Genomic DNA, 18296 nt, shown 5'->3' on the forward strand with positions numbered 1-18296 from the left:
AGGCGGCCATGGGCTACGAACCGGCACTTGCCTCTTCGGGTCCGGCCCGGCGGGTTTCAAATACGATCAGACTGATGGTGGTCGATGATTCGATTATCGCACGCACGGTCTATTCCCGCATCATAGAGAACGAGAGAGACCTTGAACTGGTGGCCGTCGCCGGCACTGCGGAGCAGGCATTGGGGATGCTTGCCACTGTCAAAGTCGATGTGATCCTGCTCGACCTCGAAATGCCGGGAATGGGCGGTTTCGAGGCTTTGCCCCGCATGATCGAGATAGCGCAGGGCGCGCAGGTTCTGGTGGTATCGTCACTGACGCGCGATGGGGCGCATCATACGGTGCGCGCTCTTGCGCTTGGCGCGGCGGAAACCATGCCAAAGCCGCCGCCGGGAACGTTCGACCGGGACTATCGCGCAGGACTGGTGGCAAAGATCCGCGGCCTGGGGCGAACCGCGCGTTGGGGGCAGCGGCCCCCGCTCCTTGCCGGTCGTCCGCCGCCAGTGCTCCGCCGTGGCTCGGACAAGCAGGCCAGGGTCCTGGCAATCGGGGCTTCCACCGGTGGCATTCCTGCCCTTGACCGTCTTTTCGCCAGACTTCCTGAACGGCTTGGCGTTCCCATTCTCGTGACCCAGCATCTGCCGGCTTCGTTCATGGCCGTCCTCGCACGCCAGCTCGAAGCCGTTTCCGGTCGTCCTGCCCTGCTGGCTCAGGCTGGTCTGGAGCTTGCCCCAGACCAGATTGTGATCGCGTCGGGCGATGCGCACCTGACCGTGGTGGAGCGGGCCGGTCGCTATCTGGTCCGGCTCGACCGCAATCCGGTGCCGAGCGGTTGCTGCCCATCGCTCGATCCCATGTTCGCTTCGCTGGCGGAGGTGTTCGGCCCTCATTCGCTCGGTGTCGTATTGTCCGGCATGGGGAGGGACGGAACCGCGGGAGCGAAGGATATTGTCGAGGCGGGGGGAACCATTCTGGTGCAGGACGAGGCCAGTTGCGCGGTGTGGGGTATGCCCGGGGCAGTGGCGACGGCGGGCCTGGCGTCCGCGATCATGCCGCCGGAACAACTGGCAGGCCGGATCGTCGCCGGGACGGGAGGCCGTGCGCAGTGGAATTGAACGGTACGGCCGTCGATGCGGTTTCACGGCTGGTGGAATTGCATACGGGCCAGCAATTCGGCAGCAATCGCCGCTGGCGCATCCGTTCGGCTCTCGCGAGCCTGTTGCGTGATCGGGGCATCGTTTCGAGCGAGAATTTCGCCTTGCGCCTTACGCATGATGCGGAACTGGTGCGGGATGTGGTCGATGCGCTGCTGAACAACGAAACCTATTTCTTTCGCGATCGCATGGTGTTCGATCAACTCGCAGAGCAGGTTCTGCCGGCATTGGGCCGGCGAAACAGGCGCACTCGCCGCCTCTCGGTATGGTCGGCGGGATGCTCGACCGGGCAGGAGGTACTGTCTCTCGGCATGGTGCTTGCAGATCGCAAGGCCCATTGGTCGGGCTGGGCTGTCGACATCCTGGGGACCGACGTATCGGCCACGGCGGTCGCTGCCGCACGTGAGGGAATCTATTCGCAATTCGAGATTCAACGCGGACTGGGCATAGGCGAAATGCTGTCCTTCTTCGAGGAACGGACGGATGGCTGGCAAGCGTCGGATTCCCTGCGCGCCATGGCTCGCTACACCACGCACAACGTGCTGGATGGTCCCCCGGCAACGGAATGCTTCGACCTGATCCTGTGCCGCAATGTCCTGCTTTATTTCGACCAGGAAACGCGGTGCCGGGCATTGGCCAATCTCGCACGGGCACTGGCACCGGGCGGCTATCTGCTGCTGGGTAGCGGGGAAACCGTCATCGGGCAGACCGACCTGCTCGAAATTGACAGCGACAATCCCGGCTTTTTCCGACACGCGGCAGCGACTGTCGCAGAGGCACCCGCGCGTGGCCGTTCATTGGCGAGCCGATCCTGATCTGTCCTGTTACATTCGCCGCCGACAGGTTCCGCCAACTGCGAGAGATCAGGGTAAATGGACGATTAAACCTTGTTTAATCCGTTTCGGTTAATCCCCAGTCTGTTTCCGCAGGCCTTGGGGATTGGGGGTAGTCAGTGCAGGACGAACGCGAGAATCTCGCTCTGAGGGGCAGGCCCCGGCTGCTTCATCGCACCGTGTTCATGACCTCGCTTGCCGTTGGGCTGGTCGGATTGGCTTTCCTGCTGGCGTTCTGGGCCTACACCCGCCTTGGTGTGGTCCTCGACCGCAGGGGCGGGTTCGATGATCCGAAGGCGCTGCTGCACGATCTGAGCGGTGTGCAAACCCTGCTGGCCATGACTGTAGGGGTGATGCTGCTCGAACTGATCTACACGGTTTATGCGGCTATAGTCGTGAAACAGGCCAATGTCGTTCCGCTGCAGCAGTTAGCCGATGTGACCTCTCGTCTGGCGGATGGGGAACTGGATATTCATGTGCCCGGCGCAGAACGCAACGACGAGATCGGCGATATCGCCCGGGCGACAGTCAAGATCAAGAAAGCCGCCAATATCCTCGCCCGTATGCGCAGGGAGGCGGAAGAGGCTGCGGAAAAGGAACGCAGCCTGAAGGCGGAACTGATCACCCAGCGGGAGGAATCGCGGCAGAGGAAACTGGCGCTGCTGCGCGAGATGACCGGCAGCTTCGAACATTCGGTGGCCGAAGTCGCGATGGGCGTGGCCGATGCATCCAGCCAGCTGCAGGTGACCGCCAGTTCCATGGCCGATGCGGCCGATCAGGCATCCCGGCAGACGACCGAAGTCTCGCTGCGTCTTGGCGAGGCATCGTCCGGCGTCACTGCGGCAGCGGCGGCAAGCGACGAATTCGCCATGTCCATCGGCGAGATCAGCCGCCAGGCATCGACTTCGGCCGAACTGGCGCGCGAGGCGACGCATGCCGCATCGCAGGCCGATCAGACGATTTCGGCACTGTCGGCATCGGCCGTGCAAGTCGGCAAGATCGTGGAACTGATCTGGAGCATTGCCCAGCGGACCAACCTGCTGGCGCTCAACGCGTCAATCGAGGCGGCGCGTGGCGGTGAGGCAGGACGCGGCTTTGCCGTTGTCGCGGCGGAAGTGAAGGATCTCGCAACGCAAACCGGCAAGGCGACCGAGGATGTCGCGGAACAGATTCGCACGATTCAGGAAACAACCACGGCAAGCGTGGATACCCTGCGTGCGATTGCGGAACAGATCAGGCAGCTTGAAACGACGTCCGTCTCCATTGCGGCGGCAGTGGACCAGCAATCGATCGCCGGCCAGGATCTGGCGCGTAGCATCGATCTGGCGGCGCGCAGCACGGAGGAAGTGTCCGCCAACATCGTGAACGTTCGTGAAACATCGCTGGCGACCGGGTCCGCCGCATCGCAGGTATTGTCGTCTTCGACCGATCTGGAACGGCAGGCGACCGTGCTGCGGCAGACGATCGAGCAGTTCCGGGCCCATGCCGACTTGCTGGTGAAGGAAACAGAAGCTCGCGCGGCCGCATAAGCGTTTCCCGACGGTGGCGGGATTGGCTGGCAGCTCAAGCGCGGAGGCTGCGTTTTATCCGGCGCGTGAGGCACGGTATTCCGCGTGAAATCTCTTGTTGCAGTGCAGCAATTTTGAGCGTCTAATGCCGCGATGATCCGCGCCAGCCTGTATCATCTCACCCGATACCATTACGATCGCCCGGTGCAACTCGGGCCCCAGGTCGTGAGGTTGCGTCCCGCCCCGCATAGTAGGACGAAGGTCCCCAATTATGCGCTCAAGATCGAGCCGCCGGGGCATTTCCTCAACTGGCAGCAGGACCCGCACGGCAACTGGCTGGCGCGCATCGTGTTCCCCGAACGGGTGGATCGTTTCTCGATCGAAGTGGACCTGATCGCGGATCTCGACATCATCAATCCGTTCGACTTCTTCGTGGAAGAAGGGGCGGAAGAAGTTCCCTTCACATATGACGAGGTGCAGCGGGAAGACCTCGCCGCTTATTTCGAACCCGCGCCCAGCGGCCCGCTGGTCGATGCGCTGGTTGCGGAATTCGCGCAGTTTCGCGGGCGGACAATCGACTTCCTTGTGCATGTGAACCAGATGCTGGAACAGCGCATCGGCTATGTCGTGCGAATGGAGCCCGGTGTCCAGGCGCCAGAGGAAACGCTGGAACTCGGGACCGGGTCATGCCGCGACAGCGGCTGGCTGCTGGTCAATGTCTTGCGTCGGCTGGGATATGCGGCGCGCTTCGTTTCCGGCTATCTCATCCAGATGAAGGCCGACGTGGAGCCGGTGGATGGGCCTAAGGGGCCGGAAGCCGATTTCACCGACCTGCATGCCTGGGCCGAAGTCTATGTTCCCGGTGCGGGCTGGATCGGGCTTGACCCCACATCGGGTCTGTTCGCGGGCGAGGGACACATTCCGCTGGCCGCAACACCTCACTACCGTTCCGCCGCGCCGATTTCCGGTGTGGCCGAACCGGCGGAAGTGGATTTTCATTTCGAAATGAACGTGGCCCGCATGGCGGAGGCCGTGCGGATTACCAAGCCTTTCACCGATACCCGGTGGGAAGCGTTGCTGGCGCTGGGCGACAAGGTCGACGCCGATCTTGTGGCGCAGGACGTGCGGCTGACCATGGGCGGTGAGCCGACCTTCGTTGCCGCCGGCGATCCGGAAGCACCGGAATGGAACGGGGAAGCGGTCGGTCCGACCAAGGCGCTGTATGCCGACAAGCTGATCCGCAAGCTGGGCGATTGCTTTGCGCCCGGTGCCCTGCTGCATCATGGTCAGGGAAAGTGGTATCCGGGTGAAAGCCTGCCACGGTGGGGCTTCTCCTTGTACTGGCGGGCCGATGGCAAGCCCTTGTGGCGCGATCCGGCCCTGATTGCGTCCGATCAGCAGGAAGGCTGCGAGGAAGCCAAGGCGGAAGATCGTGTTCTCAGCGCCGAAGATGCCGGGTCTTTTCTGGCCGAGGCGGCACGGGGTCTCGGGCTCGAAGGCGACTTCGTAAAACCCGTTTTTGAAGATCCCGAAAAGTGGATCGAACGCGAAGGGGAATTGCCGGTCAACGTCACACCGGGCGATCCCAAAATCGACGATCCGGAAGAGCGGGCCCGGATCGTGCGCACCTTTGCGCGGGGGCTTTCGCAGCCGGTCGGTTTCGTCCTGCCGGTGCAGCGATGGAATGCAGCCCCGGCGAAAGCGTCGCGCTGGAAGAGCGAGCAGTGGTCCGTAAGAACCGGAGTATTGTTTGCGGTGCCGGGTGACAGCTCTCTCGGCTATCGCCTGCCGCTCGGATCGCTGCCTTACGTATCGAAGTCCGACTACCCCTATATCCACCCGCGCGTCACTACCGACCCGCAGGCGCCATTGGCCGATTATCGGGAACAACGCGTTGCTGCCGGGCGGGACGACCGCGAAGTGGAAACGCCCGCCGGCCAGCGGATGGAACGCGTGGCAACCGAAGGGGCGCAGCAGGAACGGGTCGAACAGGAAATAATCGAAGGTGCCGTGCGTACCGCGATTACGGTGGAATCGCGCGGATCGTACCTGTCGGTGTTCATCCCTCCGGTCGAGGCGCTGGAAGACTTTCTCGAACTGGTGGCCGAGATCGAGGCGACGGCGGAAAAGCTGGGCATGCCGGTCAGAGTGGAAGGTTATCCCCCGCCGCCCGATCCGCGTATCAATGTTCTGAAAGTCACGCCCGATCCCGGCGTGATCGAAGTGAACATCCACCCGGCGAAGGATTGGCCGCAACTGGTGGACATCACCACCCGGCTTTACGATGCAGCGCGCGAATGCGGGCTGACGGCGGACAAGTTCATGGTCGATGGCCGCTCCATCGGCACAGGCGGCGGCAATCACATCGTGCTGGGCGGGGCGAGCCTGACCGAAAGCCCGTTCGTCCGCCGCCCCGATCTGCTGAAGAGCTTCGTGCTCTATTGGCAACGCCATCCATCGCTCAGCTATCTCTTCTCCGGCCTGTTCATCGGCCCGACCAGCCAGGCGCCGCGGTTCGACGAGGCGCGGCATGACAGTCTCTATGAACTGGAAATCGCGCTCGATCAGGTACCGGGGCCGGACGAGCCGCCCAGATTCCCGTGGATCAGCGATCTGCTGTTCCGCAACTTGCTGGTCGATGTGACCGGCAACACCCATCGCAGCGAAATCTGCATCGACAAGCTCTATTCGCCCGACGGGCCGACAGGGCGGCTTGGCCTGGTCGAATTCCGCGGGTTCGAGATGCCGCCGGATGCGAAGATGAGCGTTGCCCAGCAATTGCTGTTGCGGGCGATGACGGCATGGTTCTGGCGCGAACCGCAATCGGGTGGTCTTGTCCGTTGGGGCACTTCGTTGCACGACCGCTTTCTCCTGCCGCATTTCGTATGGGCGGATTTTCTCGACGTGCTGGCCGACTTGCGCGAGGCGGGCTACGATTTCGATCCCCAGTGGTTCGAGGCGCAGCGCCAGTTCCGTTTTCCGGTCCATGGAGAGATCGAGGCAGGCGGGGTCTCGCTGGAGATATCTCATGCGCTGGAACCGTGGAACGTGCTGGGCGAAACAGGGGCCATCGGCGGTACGGTCCGGTATGTCGACAGTTCGACCGAGCGGCTTCAGGTCCGCGCGCGCGGGCTGGTTCCGGGGCGTCACATCGTTGCCTGCAACGGCCGCCGGGTACCATTGCATCCCACCGGCATGCAGGGCGAAGGCGTGGGCGGGGTCCGTTACAAGGCATGGTCGCCCGCCACTTGCCTGCATCCCTTGCTGGATGCCGATCCGCCGCTGACTTTCGATGTGCTGGACACTTGGAACGGCCGCTCGCTGGGGGGCTGCGTCTATCATGTGGCGCATCCGGGCGGGCGGGCCTATGATGATGTGCCCGTCAATGGCTACGAAGCGGAATCGCGGCGCAAGGCACGGTTCCAGAGCCACGGCCATACGCCGGGCAAGGTGGAAATGCCGCCGATCGAACAAGGGGGGGACTTTCCGATGACATTGGACCTGCGCCGCCCGGTCAGGCCTGGATGAACACGGACGGTGGGATTGCGGATGCGGACCTGTTCGGCATGGCTCCGAACGCGTCTCCGCTTGCCTTCTATGCACCGGATGGTTCGCGTGGGGACATCTACGCCGACGCCCCGCCCAATGTGGCGGCCAAGTGGGATATTTTCGCCAGCGCCATCGCAGGCAGCAAGGGGATCGAGGATTACCTGCGCCGCCATGTCGAGGATCTGGGCCTTGGCTATCTGCTGACCGGTGAGGAGCAGGAACGGCCATGGCCGCTCAATCCCATGCCGGTGATTATCGGTGCGCAGGAGTGGCAGCGGCTGGAAGATGGACTGGTCCAGCGCGCCGACCTGCTCGAACGGGTCATTGCCGACATCTATGGGCCGCAGCAATTGGTTGCCGATGGGCACTTGCCCGCCGCAGCCGTAACCGGCAGCCGCGATTTTACGCGCAAGATGGTCGGCGTGCCGCCGTCCTCCGGGCATTTCCTGCATGTCTATTGCGTGGATCTCGCGCGTGGCCCCACTGGCGAATGGCGGGTGCTGGCCGACCGTGTCCGCCTGCCTCTGGGTATCGGCTATGCGTTGGAAAACCGCATTGCGCTCAGTCGCGGCACGGGCAGCCTGCTTTCGGCCATCGGCGCGCGGCGGCTGGCTGATTTCTTCGACGCCATGCGCGGGGGGATCGCGGCGGCCTGTTCACGCGAAGATCCGCGTATCGCGCTGCTCACGCCGGGCCGTTTCAACCAGGCCTATCCCGAGCAGGCCCACCTTGCCCGCTATCTTGGTTTCGCTTTGGTCGAGGGGCGGGACCTGCTGGTGCAGGATTCGAAGCTGTTCGTCCGCACAATCGCCGGGCTGAAACGCGTCGATGCGCTCTGGCGCTGGATGAACGCGCGCAATCTCGATCCGCTGGCGTTCGATTCCCGTTCGGAAATCGGGGTGCCGGATTTGTTTTCCGCCTGGGCTGAAGGCGGGTTGATTACCGCCAACTGGCCCGGTGCCGGGGTGATAGAGGCCCGCGCCATGTCGGCATTTCTACCGCGTCTGGCCGAAGTGCTGTTCGGGGAACCTCTGAAACTGCCCAATCTGTCGACGTGGTGGTGCGGGCAGGACTGGGAACGGCAGCATGTCGCGGAAAATCTCGATACCTTGATGATCAGCCCGGCATTTCGCGGTGCGGTGACCGGGCTGGAGGATGGGCGGACCCGTCCGGGGGCGAGCTTTACCGGCCCGGCGCGAGAGGCTTTGCTGCAGGCGATGGAACGGCGTCCGATGGATTACACCGGGCAGGAAGTGATCCGCATCGGCACTACGCCATGCTGGGAAAAGGGGCACTTCGCGCCGCGCAGCTTCACGGTCAGGACTTTTCTCGCGCGTGACGAGAATGGGCATTGGTGCATGATGCCGGGTGGGCTGGTGCGTCTGTCGCAGGCAGGCGAACTGCGCACGCCGTTGATGAGCGAAGGCGATCTGTCGACGGATCTTTGCGTGGTCGACGATGCCCCCGGAGCGAAAGTCGCGACACCGCCGGCGCTCAGCCCGCCAGCCGTCCGCCGTGCGGCAAAGATCCTGCCCAGCCAGGCGGCGGATAACCTGTTCTGGCTCGGTCGCTACAGCGAACGGGTGCAAATGACCGCGCGAGTGGTGCGGGCCCTGCTCGCGGCGTCGAGCATGCAATCCGCCCAACAGGTCAGCGGCACGGTGCCGGACCGGCTGGCAGGGCTGCTGGCACGGTGGGGCGTGATAGAAACGACCGAAGGAACCGCAGAGGAGCTGGCTGCTGCCGCGCTGAGCGATGCGCAGCGCCCCGGTTCTGTTCCCGCGCTGATCGGCAATGTGCGGCAGATCGCCCGGTTGCTGCGCGACCGTCTGTTCATCGACAGCTGGCGGGTCATCAATCGGCCGATGCCGGGCTTCGTGCCGCTGGACAGCGATTCCATGGCGGATGCGGCGGAACGCCTGATGGAACGTTTCGCCACGCTTTCGGGCATGACGGCAGAAAGCATGAGCCGGACCCCGGCATGGAATTTCCTGGACATGGGAGTGCGGGTGGAGCGGGCTTCGCTGGCCTTGCAGGCGACGCTGGAAATGGTCCCCGGCCATGCCAGCGGCGATGATCTCACGGCCTTGCTCGATCTGTTCGACTGCCACTACCTCTATCGCAACCGCTACCTTGCCATTCCCTTCATTCCCCCAGTGCTGGACATGGTGCTGCTAGATCCGGACCAGCCGCGTGGCCTGGCGTTTCAGGTTCGGCAACTGGCCAGCCATATCGCTACCTTGCCGACCCTGCGGGCCGATGGAATGCCGGAGCCGCCGATGCGGGCCGTTCGCCGCATGGAGATGCGGATTGCCGCGCTCGATGCCGATGCGGTCGATCATGCTACGCTGGAAGAGCTGTTGCAGGAGGTGCTCGCCCTCTCCGACGCAATCACGCAGCGTTATTTCCTGCAACGGGAACCACAGGCGGGCAGGGCGGACAAGCCATCCATCCAATGATCTATCATGTCAGCCATACTTCGCGGGTGACGTATGGCGCGCCGGTTGATCTGGCGCGCTTTGCCATCCGTCTCAAGCCTGCGGCATGGCCGGGACAGGCCCTGCGGGATTACCGGATGGTCGTTTCGCCGCAGCCAGCGCGCCTGACGGAAGGGTTCGGCCCCTTTCACGTCAACAGCACGCTGGTTTCCTTCGATGCGCCACTGGAAGAGCTGGTGGTGACGAGCGAGTTTCGGATGGAAGTCTGGCCGCTGGCCATACCGGAGGATGACGGGACCACCCTTGCCCAAGTTCGCGCGGCTGCCTTGCAGGTGGGCGAACTTGGCGATTTCGCCCCGGCACAGTTTCTGTTCGGTTCGCGCATTGTCGTAATCGAGCCCGAAATCTGCGCATGGGCCGCGCCGATGTTGGCTGATGACCAGTCAGGCATCCTGGGTGCGATCAAGGCGCTCTGCGCGGAAATCTATCGCTCGTTCGCTTACACGCCGGGTGTGACGGCCAGCGATACTCCGCCGGTCGATGCGTTTCGTGCGCGGCATGGCGTATGTCAGGACTTCGCCCATGTCATGATCGCTGCCCTGCGCGCCTATGGCATCCCCGCAGCCTACGTCAGCGGCTATCTGAGGACGGAGCCTCCGCCCGGCCAGCCCCGGCTGGTTGGGGCGGATGCGATGCATGCGTGGGTCGATGTCTGGTGCGGTCCCTCGATCGGCTGGGTAGCGATCGATCCGACCAATGACCGGCCTGCCGGCGAAGATTACGTCACCATCGGCATGGGCCGCGACTATGCCGATGTCGCCCCGGTCGATGGCGTGTTCGTCGGATCTCCCGCGCATGAGATGACCACCGCCGTCGATGTCATCCCGGAAGGGGAAGTCTAGATTTCAGGTCACCACATCCGGCGCGGATCGCCCGGTGTGTCGTGCGATTCCCGCAATGCGATCTGCCGCGGCGATCAGATCCGCCAGCATCGCCGATGTTTCCTCGTCCAGGTCGCCATCCGCCGGTTCGAACCGTTCGAGATAGACGCGCAGGGTGGCGCCTTCGGTGCCTGTCCCCGAAAGGCGGAATACCACGCGTGATCCGCCTTCGAAGAGTATGCGGATGCCCTGGTTCGTGCTGACCGAACCATCGACCGGGTCGGTATAGGAAAAGCTGTCGGCAGTGGCCACGGTAAGCGGCCCGAAAGCAGCCCCGGGCAATGGGGCAAGGTTGGTCTTCAATTCGGCCATCAGGGCGTCTGCGCAGGCCGTTTCGATCCCTTCATAGTCGTGCCGAGCATAATAGTTGCGGCCGAAACGAGCCCAGTGTTCGCGCGCCAGCGTGTCCGCTGACACGCCCCGCACGGCCAGGATATTGAGCCACAACAAAACCGCCCACAGCCCGTCCTTCTCGCGAACATGGTCGGATCCGGTCCCGGCGCTTTCTTCCCCGCAGATCGTCGCCATCCCCGCATCGAGCAGGTTGCCGAAGAATTTCCATCCGGTCGGCGTTTCATGACAGGGGACGCCCATTGCGTCTGCCACCCGGTCTGCCGCCGCGCTGGTCGGCATGGAGCGGGCAATGCCTTTCAATCCACCCGCATAGCCCGGTGCGAGGTGGGCATTGGCTGCCAGCATGGCCAGCGAATCGGACGGGGTAATGAAGCGCCCTTTGCCGATAATGAGATTGCGGTCGCCGTCGCCGTCGGATGCCGCGCCGAAATCAGGGGCATCGGGGCCCATCATCAGGTCGAACAGGGCCTTGGCATGGACCATGTTGGGATCGGGGTGGTGACCGCCAAAATCCTCCAGCGGCACGCCGCTGCGCACCGTCCCCTTGGGGAAACCCAGCCGGTTCTCGAGAATTTCGATTGCGTAGGGTCCGGTGACCGCGCTCATCGCATCGAAGGCCATGGTGAATCCGTCGGCCACCGCCGCACGAATTGCGGCGAAATCGAACAGGCTTTCCATCAAGCTGGCATAATCGGCCACCGGATCGATCACTTTGACCGCCATGCCGCCGACTTCCACTGTGCCAAGGGTGTCGAGGTCGATGTCGGGTGTGTCCACCGTCATCCACCGGTTGATTTCCCGCGTGCGCGCATAGATCGCCTCGGTCACGGTTTCAGGCGCCGGGCCGCCATTGGCGATGTTGTATTTGATACCGAAATCCGCATCCGGGCCGCCGGGATTGTGGCTGGCAGAAAGGATCAGGCCGCCGGACGCGCCAAATTTGCGAATTACATGGCTCGCCGCCGGGGTGGACAGGATTCCGCCCTGGCCAACCAGGACTTCCCCATATCCGTTTGCCGCGGCCATGCGGATCGCCTGCTGAATAACCGTGCGATTATGGAAACGTCCGTCACCGCCGATCACCAGAGTGGAGCCTTTCGCGGCCTTGGCCACGTCGAACACCGACTGGATGAAGTTTTCCGAATAATTCGGCTGCCGGAAGACGGAAACTTTCTTCCGCAGGCCGGAAGTGCCGGGCTTCTGGCCATCGAACGGGCGTGTCGGAACGGTCTGGATCATATCCCCTTCATGGCAAGGCAGGGGGCCATGGCGCAAGGATTCTGTATGCTGCCGGGAATGTTTGCCCGAAGGCAAGGATCACTATGCCAGAAGGGTGATGGTGCGGTCGAGAAGACTCGAACTTCCACGGGCTTTCGCCCACAACGACCTCAACGTTGCGCGTCTACCAGTTCCGCCACGACCGCACAATCGACAAGGGCCCCGGATGGGGCCCCGCAGGGTAGGAGCGGGCCCTTAGCAAAGGGCTCTGCACCCTGCAAGCGCCCTCGTATCATCTGGCCAAGATTTCAGATTTATCGGGGCGCAACCAGTGGCATGGCCCCGCAAGCTATCGTGTGTCAGCTCGGTTTCCAGCCGATTTCCGCAAACTTGGCGGAACGGGGAACGTCAGTCACTGCTTCGTTCACGGTCACGCTTTCACCGGGCGCCAGCTTGGTTTTCGGAGGTGGGACCTCCCAACTGTACACAATGCGTTCGCGTGCATCGCGTAACACGATGAGAATCGGGGGAACATTGTGCACCGTGGTCCCCACATTGGTCACCGTGCCGCTGGCGCCAAAGAATTCAGTGCCGTTAGGCAGGGTTCTGCGGTCCTGCTTTTCAGGCGGAAATTCCAGCAGCAGGTCAGGTTCCGCCTGAGCGAAGACCGGGCGGGCGATCGGCACCCAGTCGGGCACGCCCCAATAGCTGACGGCGGCCACGATCCCGATCGCAATCGCTGCGAACAGGGCTGCTGCCGCCGTCCACAGTTTGAGCATGTTGCGCCGCCGCCGGAACGGAGGCTCATGTTCGAAATGGGAATAGTCGTCGTCTGCCTCTTCCGGGGCAGGCGGAATATCGTCGCGCAGCCCACTGCGTGCCGAGAATTCGGGCGGTGCAGGGACGGGTTCCTCTTCTTCTTCCGGTTCGGAAACCGTTTCGGCAGCGGGAGGTGGTGGTGCGGGCTCCGCCACCTGTTCGACCGCAGGAGGTTCCGCCACGGCATCATCGGCCATCATATCTGCCGGTGAAGGCGGCGGTGGCGCTGGAGGAGGTGGTGGTGGCGGGGGTGCCGCAGGCGGGTTTTCCCCGGTGTCGATTTCCGGCCCGTCCTGAAACCAGCTATGGCGGCATTTCGCACAACGTACGGTTCGCCCCTCCACGCCGATCGCGCTGTCGGGAACGACATAACGCGTACCGCAGGCAGGGCAGGATATAATCATTATGCCTGTAAAGCATGCGTATCGGCGTCCAACAAGTCTTGGACAATGAAGTCGGCGTTGCAGATGGCTTTTTTCCACATCGATTGGCAGCTATAGCCCGCGCGCTATGCATGCTTCGCTCTCTACCGATCCCCGATGAACACCGGGGGGGATGATATTGTCCAGTTCGACAATGTCGGGCTGCGCTATGGCACCGGGAAGGAAGTGTTGAGCGACGTGTCGTTCACACTCTATCCGGGCAGCTTTTATTTCCTGACCGGGGCCAGCGGGGCGGGCAAGACTTCTTTGTTGAAGCTGCTCTACCTCGCCCAGCGCCCCTCGCGCGGGATGATCCGCATGTTCGGCACTGATGTCATCACCTTGTCGCGAGAGCGTCTGCCGGCGTTCCGCAGGCGATTGGGCGTCGTGTTCCAGGACTTCAGACTCGTCCCTCACCTCTCTGCATACGACAATGTGGCGTTGCCCCTGCGGGTGGCCGGGGTGTCGGAACATGATCTCGCGAAGCCTGTAGCCGACATGCTCGAATGGGTCGGGCTGGCCGACCGGGCCGAAGCGCGTCCGGCCACGTTGTCAGGCGGGGAGCAGCAACGGGTTGCGATTGCGCGCGCTGTGATCGGCCGCCCTGATATGCTGGTTGCAGACGAACCGACCGGTAACGTCGATCCGGATATGGCGCTGAAGCTGTTGCGCCTGTTCGAGGCGCTTAACCGTCTGGGTACGACTGTGGTCGTCGCGACCCACGATCTGCATCTGCTCCGCAAAGTGCCGGAATCCCTTATCATGCGGCTGGACAAGGGGCGGCTTGCCGACCCGACCGGGGCGTTGCGCTATCCTCCGCGGCGTCAGGCTGCGACTTCATGAGAAAGGCGATCATGCGGGGGTTTTCCGGCTTGAAAGGGGCGGGCAGTGCGCAATTGCTGCCGCAGGCCCGGCTGGCTGGCCCGATGCCCTGGGTGATCGCAATCATGATCGCATTGACCACTGTCGCAGCGGCCGGTGCCCTGGCATTGAACAATCTGGCCAATGCATCCCGTGCGGAGCTGTCGGGCGGAGTGACTGTGCAGATTGTCGAAGCCGCGCCTGCGGAACGGGATCGCCAGGCGCAGGCGGCGCTGAAGCTGCTGCGGTCATCAACCGGTGTCGCCTCCGCCGCGCTGGTCCCGAAGGAGGATCTGGACCGTCTGATCGAACCCTGGCTGGGGGAAAGCGCGACAGGAGGAGAGACCATTCCCCTTCCCGCCCTGATCGACGTACGCCTCGATTCAGGGGCCAGTCGCAGCCGGATCGACGCCCTGCGCCGGCAATTGCTGGCAGTGGCCCCTGCCGCTCAGGTGGATGCGCAGGCGAGCTGGCTGCGCCCGGTCATTTCGGCAATCCGATCATTGCAATATCTTGCGCTGGCCCTGATCCTCCTGCTGGCCGCGGCGAGCACTGCAGCCGTATGGCTGGCAGCCAGGACTGCGCTGGGCAGCAATCGCGAAACGATCGATGTCGTTCATCATCTGGGTGGTACCGATGCGCAGATTGCACGTATATTCCAGCGCTCCGTCGCACGGGATGCGATGCTTGGCGGGGTTGCCGGACTGGCGGTGGGGCTGATCGGGATTTTTGCCATGGCACAGCGTTTCGCGGATCTCGATTCCGGCATGATGGCGGTCGGCGGACTGACGACGATTGATTGGCTCCTGCTCGCGCTGATTCCGGTGGCAGGGGTCGTGCTGGCCACGTTGACCGCGCGTTTCACTGTAACGGCTGCCTTGCGGAGGATGCTGTGATCCGTCGTATTCTGGCTGCGCTGTTCCTGCTCTGGGCATTCGGTTTCCTGTGGTTCGCAGTCGCGTTGCCCGCACCTGCCGGAATGCGGAAAACCGATGCGATCGTCGTCCCGACCGGCAGCCGGGGTCGGATCGACCGCGGGCTCACGCTCCTGCGGGCGAGGCAGGCGAAGAAAATGCTGGTGACGGGGGTCGATCCGGAAGTGAAGCCGCGGGAATTCGCCGCTGAATACAAGGTGGAGCAACGCCTGATGAATTGTTGCATCACATTGGGCAGCGATGCAGTGGATACGCGCGGTAATGCGCAGGAAACCGCGCAATGGGTTGCCAGGAACGGGGTGAAATCGGTGCGGCTGGTAACAGCGGACTGGCACATGCGCCGTGCCGCTGCCGAACTGGGGCAGGAATTACCGGAAAGTGTCGCTGTCCTGCGGGATGCAGTGCCTTCACAGCCGTCGATGCGCACTCTGTTCCTCGAATATAACAAGCTGCTCGCCAGTCAGGCAGTGCGCTTGTGGGATGTTTTCGCATAATGGCTGCTGCGGGCCGAAGCGTGGCGTTTTATCTCATGTTTTATGGCGGCAGCGTTCTGTTCGTGTTGCTGGCGCTGGCGACGCTGCCGTTCGGGGGCCGGGGCGTAGCAGGGATAACCCACGCATGGACGGGCTGGCATCGCCGTTGCGCGCGCGTGTTCCTCGGCATCACCATTCGTGAAGAAGGCCCGCGGCCCGACGGTCCGGCCCTCTATGCGATCAAGCACGAGAGCTTCTTCGAAGCACTGGATGCGCCCAACCTGTTTCTCCGGCCGGCGATTTTCGCCAAGGCCGAACTGTTCCGGATACCAGGCTGGGGCCGGGTCGCACTCGCCTATGGGTTGATACCGGTAGAGCGTGGGGAAGGTGCGCGCACATTGCGGCGGATGGTGGTCCTAGCGCGCAAGCGGATCGCGGATGGGCGCCAGCTGGTGATCTTTCCGGAAGGTACGCGTGTGCCGCATGGAGAGCGGGCCCCTCTGCGTTCGGGCTTTGCCGGGCTCTACAAGTTGCTGGGGCTGCAGGTCGTTCCGGTCGCTGTCGATAGCGGCCCGCTCTATCACCGCACGTGGAAGCGGAGCGGGACAATTACCTATCGCTTCGGAGAACCGATTCCCCCCGGCTTGCCGCGTGCGGAAATCGAGCAGCGGGTGCATGAAGCCATCAATGCGTTGAACGGGTAGGGTTCGCCCGCCCTGAAGGCATTAATCGTGATCGCCTCTGCCGAAGTCCGGCCGGGCATCATCCTGTCCTTCCTCGATGATCGACCGGCGAATGGCGCGCGTGCGGGCGAAGTGTTCGAACAGGGTATCGCCGTCGCCCACCCGGATGGCGCGCTGCAACGCGGTCAGATCCTCGGTGAAGCGCTGCAGCATAGTCAGCACGGCGTCCTTGTTGTTGAGGAACACGTCGCGCCACATGGTGGGATCGGAAGCTGCGATACGGGTAAAGTCGCGGAAACCGCCGGCCGAATATTTGATGACTTCGCTGCGTGTCACATCTTCCAGATCGGAAGCCGTGCCGACAATGGTATAGGCGATCAGATGCGGCACATGGCTGGTTACGGCCAGCACGAGATCGTGATGTTCCGGGCTCATCGTGTCGACCTTGGCGCCAAGTGCGCTCCAGAAATCGCAGAGCGTTTCCACCTGAGCCGGGTCGGCGTTTTCCGGTGGCGTCACGATGCACCAGCGGTGATGGAACAGGCTGGCAAAGCCCGCATCGGGGCCGCTGTGTTCGGTTCCGGCAACCGGGTGGGCCGGGATCACTGGTGCGCCGGGCAGGGCCGTGGTCAGCGCGTTGAGTACGCTCTGCTTTGATGAACCGACATCGCTGATGACGCAGCCGGGCTTGATGGAGCCGGCGATTTCGCGCGCAGCGGTTTCCATCGCCCCGACGGGTACGCAGAAAATGACAAGATCGGCATCGGTCGCGGCATCGGAAGCGCTTTCGCAGATCGTGCCGGCAAGGCCGCGCTCGGCTGCGCGTTTGCGCACGGCAGGATCGGCATCATAGCCTGTGGTAGCCACGCCGGGCAGATGCTCGGCCACAGCGAGACCGATCGATCCCCCCAACAGGCCCAGGCCGATGATTGCGACCTTGCCGTAGCTCATCGCGCGGCCTCTGCCATTTCACGCAGGGCAGCGACGATGTCGTCCATCTGTTCGCTCGTTCCGATCGTGATGCGCAGCCCTTGCGGCAGGCCCTGCCCCGGCAACCATCGCGTCGCATAGCCGCGCTCGGCCAGGCCGTCCTGGGCAACCTCTGCCGTCAATGCGCCTTCGAACAGGATCAGGATGAAATTGGCCTCGCTCGGCAGGGGACGCAGGCCATGGTTGGAAAGCCCCTCTATCGCGGCGGCAAACCGCGCGCGCTCCGAACGATTGTGATCGCGGGAATGAGTGACGAAGCCCTGATCGTCGAGAGCGGCCACGGCCATCGCCTGTCCGGTATTGCCGACATTGAACGGTAACCGGATGCGATTGATCATGGCGACGAGATGCGGTGCCCCCGTGGCCCACCCGATCCGTTGACCGGCAAGGCCGTAGATCTTGGAAAAGGTGCGGGTGACCAGCACGTTCTCGAACTTCGAGGCAAGCTGCAGCCCGCCGTCGTCGTCTTCCGGGTCCAGATATTCGGCATAGGCCTGATCCAGCACGAACAGCACATCATCCGGCAAGGAGGCATGCAGACGTGCAATCTCTCCGCGAGGAAGGAAGCTGCCGGTCGGATTGTTGGGATTGGCGATGAAGACGGCACGCGTCCGCTCGTTGACCAGCGCCAGCAAGGCATCGACGTCCGTGCCGTAATCCAGATCCGGTGCGACAACGGGGGTCGCCCCGCATCGGCGTGCAGCGATGTCGTAAACCGAAAAGCCATAGCGGACGTAGATGACCTCGTCCCCCGGCCCGGCGTAGGCCTGGGCGGCGAGGTTCAGCAATTCATCCGATCCTGCGCCGCAAACGATCCGGGCCGGATCGATTCCGTGCACTTCCCCGATTTTCTCGCGCAGGGCGATGGAATCGGGATCGGGATAGAGGCAGGTCGGCTTTGCGTCGGATATGGCGGCCAATGTCGCCGGGCTGGTGCCCAGCGGATTTTCGTTGGCCGAAAGCTTGATCAGCGGACGGCCATCCGCCGTCTTGCTCTTGCCGGGGACGTAAGCATGGATCGCCTCGATCCATGGCTTGGCTATGGGGCGCTTCTCAGTCACGGCCGGGCGCATAGCCTTGTTCCGCACCGATTGACAGAGTGTGATTGACAGTAGGGGGCG

14 protein-coding genes and 1 tRNA gene are annotated in these 18296 nt (G+C 63.3%); 10 read left to right on the top strand and 5 right to left on the bottom strand.

All coding sequences use genetic code 11. From position 1 onward, the window contains the following. Positions 1–8 precede the first annotated feature (8 nt). From cheB to MB02_RS13875, 6 genes are all read left to right on the top strand, one after another. Positions 9–1112 (top strand): chemotaxis-specific protein-glutamate methyltransferase CheB, encoded by a 1104-nt coding sequence (gene cheB, locus MB02_RS13850; protein WP_235829528.1) that lies wholly within the window; start codon positions 9–11, stop codon positions 1110–1112. Next, positions 1103–1966 carry a CheR family methyltransferase gene (locus tag MB02_RS13855; protein WP_067538822.1) on the top strand — a complete coding sequence of 288 codons (864 nt, stop codon included), beginning with the start codon at positions 1103–1105 and terminating at the stop codon, positions 1964–1966. The genes cheB and MB02_RS13855 overlap by 10 nt, the downstream gene beginning before the upstream one ends. 137 nt (positions 1967–2103) lie before the next feature. After that, positions 2104–3513: a methyl-accepting chemotaxis protein gene (locus MB02_RS13860; RefSeq protein ID WP_067538823.1), complete on the top strand. Its 1410-nt coding sequence runs from the start codon at positions 2104–2106 to the stop codon at positions 3511–3513. Positions 3514–3645: 132 nt separating this feature from the next. Next, positions 3646–7020 carry a transglutaminase family protein gene (locus MB02_RS13865; RefSeq protein ID WP_067538825.1) on the top strand — a complete coding sequence of 1125 codons (3375 nt, stop codon included), beginning with the start codon at positions 3646–3648 and terminating at the stop codon, positions 7018–7020. After that, positions 7017–9500, top strand: a complete 2484-nt coding sequence (locus MB02_RS13870) for a circularly permuted type 2 ATP-grasp protein (protein WP_082826203.1) — start codon at positions 7017–7019, stop codon at positions 9498–9500. The genes MB02_RS13865 and MB02_RS13870 overlap by 4 nt, the downstream gene beginning before the upstream one ends. Further along, positions 9497–10381: a transglutaminase family protein gene (locus MB02_RS13875; protein WP_067538829.1), complete on the top strand. Its 885-nt coding sequence runs from the start codon at positions 9497–9499 to the stop codon at positions 10379–10381. The genes MB02_RS13870 and MB02_RS13875 overlap by 4 nt, the downstream gene beginning before the upstream one ends. A gap of 3 nt (positions 10382–10384) precedes the next feature. Here MB02_RS13875 and MB02_RS13880 read toward each other — a convergent pair whose 3' ends face one another. The 3 genes from MB02_RS13880 to MB02_RS13890 form a co-directional block, all read right to left on the bottom strand. After that, complete coding sequence (locus MB02_RS13880; RefSeq protein WP_067538831.1) at positions 10385–12013, bottom strand: alpha-D-glucose phosphate-specific phosphoglucomutase; 1629 nt, start codon at positions 12011–12013, stop codon at positions 10385–10387. Between the two features lie 98 nt (positions 12014–12111). After that, positions 12112–12198, bottom strand: a tRNA-Leu gene (locus MB02_RS13885). A 153-nt stretch (positions 12199–12351) separates the two neighbouring features. Continuing rightward, a complete protein-coding gene (locus MB02_RS13890; protein ID WP_067538833.1) occupies positions 12352–13215 on the bottom strand; it encodes a zinc-ribbon domain-containing protein in 864 nt (287 codons plus the stop codon). Positions 13216–13350: 135 nt separating this feature from the next. On the opposite strand from MB02_RS13890, the gene ftsE reads away from it, so the two are divergent. Genes ftsE through MB02_RS13910 form a run of 4 tightly spaced genes read left to right on the top strand, consistent with a single transcriptional unit; the run spans position 13351 to position 16206 of the window. After that, positions 13351–14076, top strand: a complete 726-nt coding sequence (gene ftsE, locus MB02_RS13895) for a cell division ATP-binding protein FtsE (protein ID WP_067538835.1) — start codon at positions 13351–13353, stop codon at positions 14074–14076. Beyond that, positions 14073–14990: a cell division protein FtsX gene (locus tag MB02_RS13900; RefSeq protein ID WP_067538837.1), complete on the top strand. Its 918-nt coding sequence runs from the start codon at positions 14073–14075 to the stop codon at positions 14988–14990. The genes ftsE and MB02_RS13900 overlap by 4 nt, the downstream gene beginning before the upstream one ends. Continuing rightward, complete coding sequence (locus tag MB02_RS13905) at positions 14987–15523, top strand: YdcF family protein (protein WP_067538840.1); 537 nt, start codon at positions 14987–14989, stop codon at positions 15521–15523. Before MB02_RS13900 ends, MB02_RS13905 begins: the two co-directional genes overlap by 4 nt. Further along, positions 15523–16206, top strand: coding sequence for a lysophospholipid acyltransferase family protein (locus MB02_RS13910; RefSeq protein ID WP_067538843.1), 684 nt, complete (start codon positions 15523–15525; stop codon positions 16204–16206). The genes MB02_RS13905 and MB02_RS13910 overlap by 1 nt, the downstream gene beginning before the upstream one ends. A gap of 21 nt (positions 16207–16227) precedes the next feature. Here MB02_RS13910 and MB02_RS13915 read toward each other — a convergent pair whose 3' ends face one another. Next, a complete protein-coding gene (locus MB02_RS13915) occupies positions 16228–17136 on the bottom strand; it encodes a prephenate/arogenate dehydrogenase family protein (protein WP_067538845.1) in 909 nt (302 codons plus the stop codon). Next, entirely contained in the window at positions 17133–18248 is a 1116-nt protein-coding gene (gene hisC / locus MB02_RS13920; RefSeq protein WP_067538847.1) for a histidinol-phosphate transaminase, read from the bottom strand. Before hisC ends, MB02_RS13915 begins: the two co-directional genes overlap by 4 nt. Between the last annotated feature and the right edge of the window lie 48 nt (positions 18249–18296).

It is taken from the genome of Croceicoccus estronivorus (genome assembly GCF_001625325.1).
In the GTDB taxonomy this organism is placed as follows: domain Bacteria; phylum Pseudomonadota; class Alphaproteobacteria; order Sphingomonadales; family Sphingomonadaceae; genus Caenibius; species Caenibius estronivorus.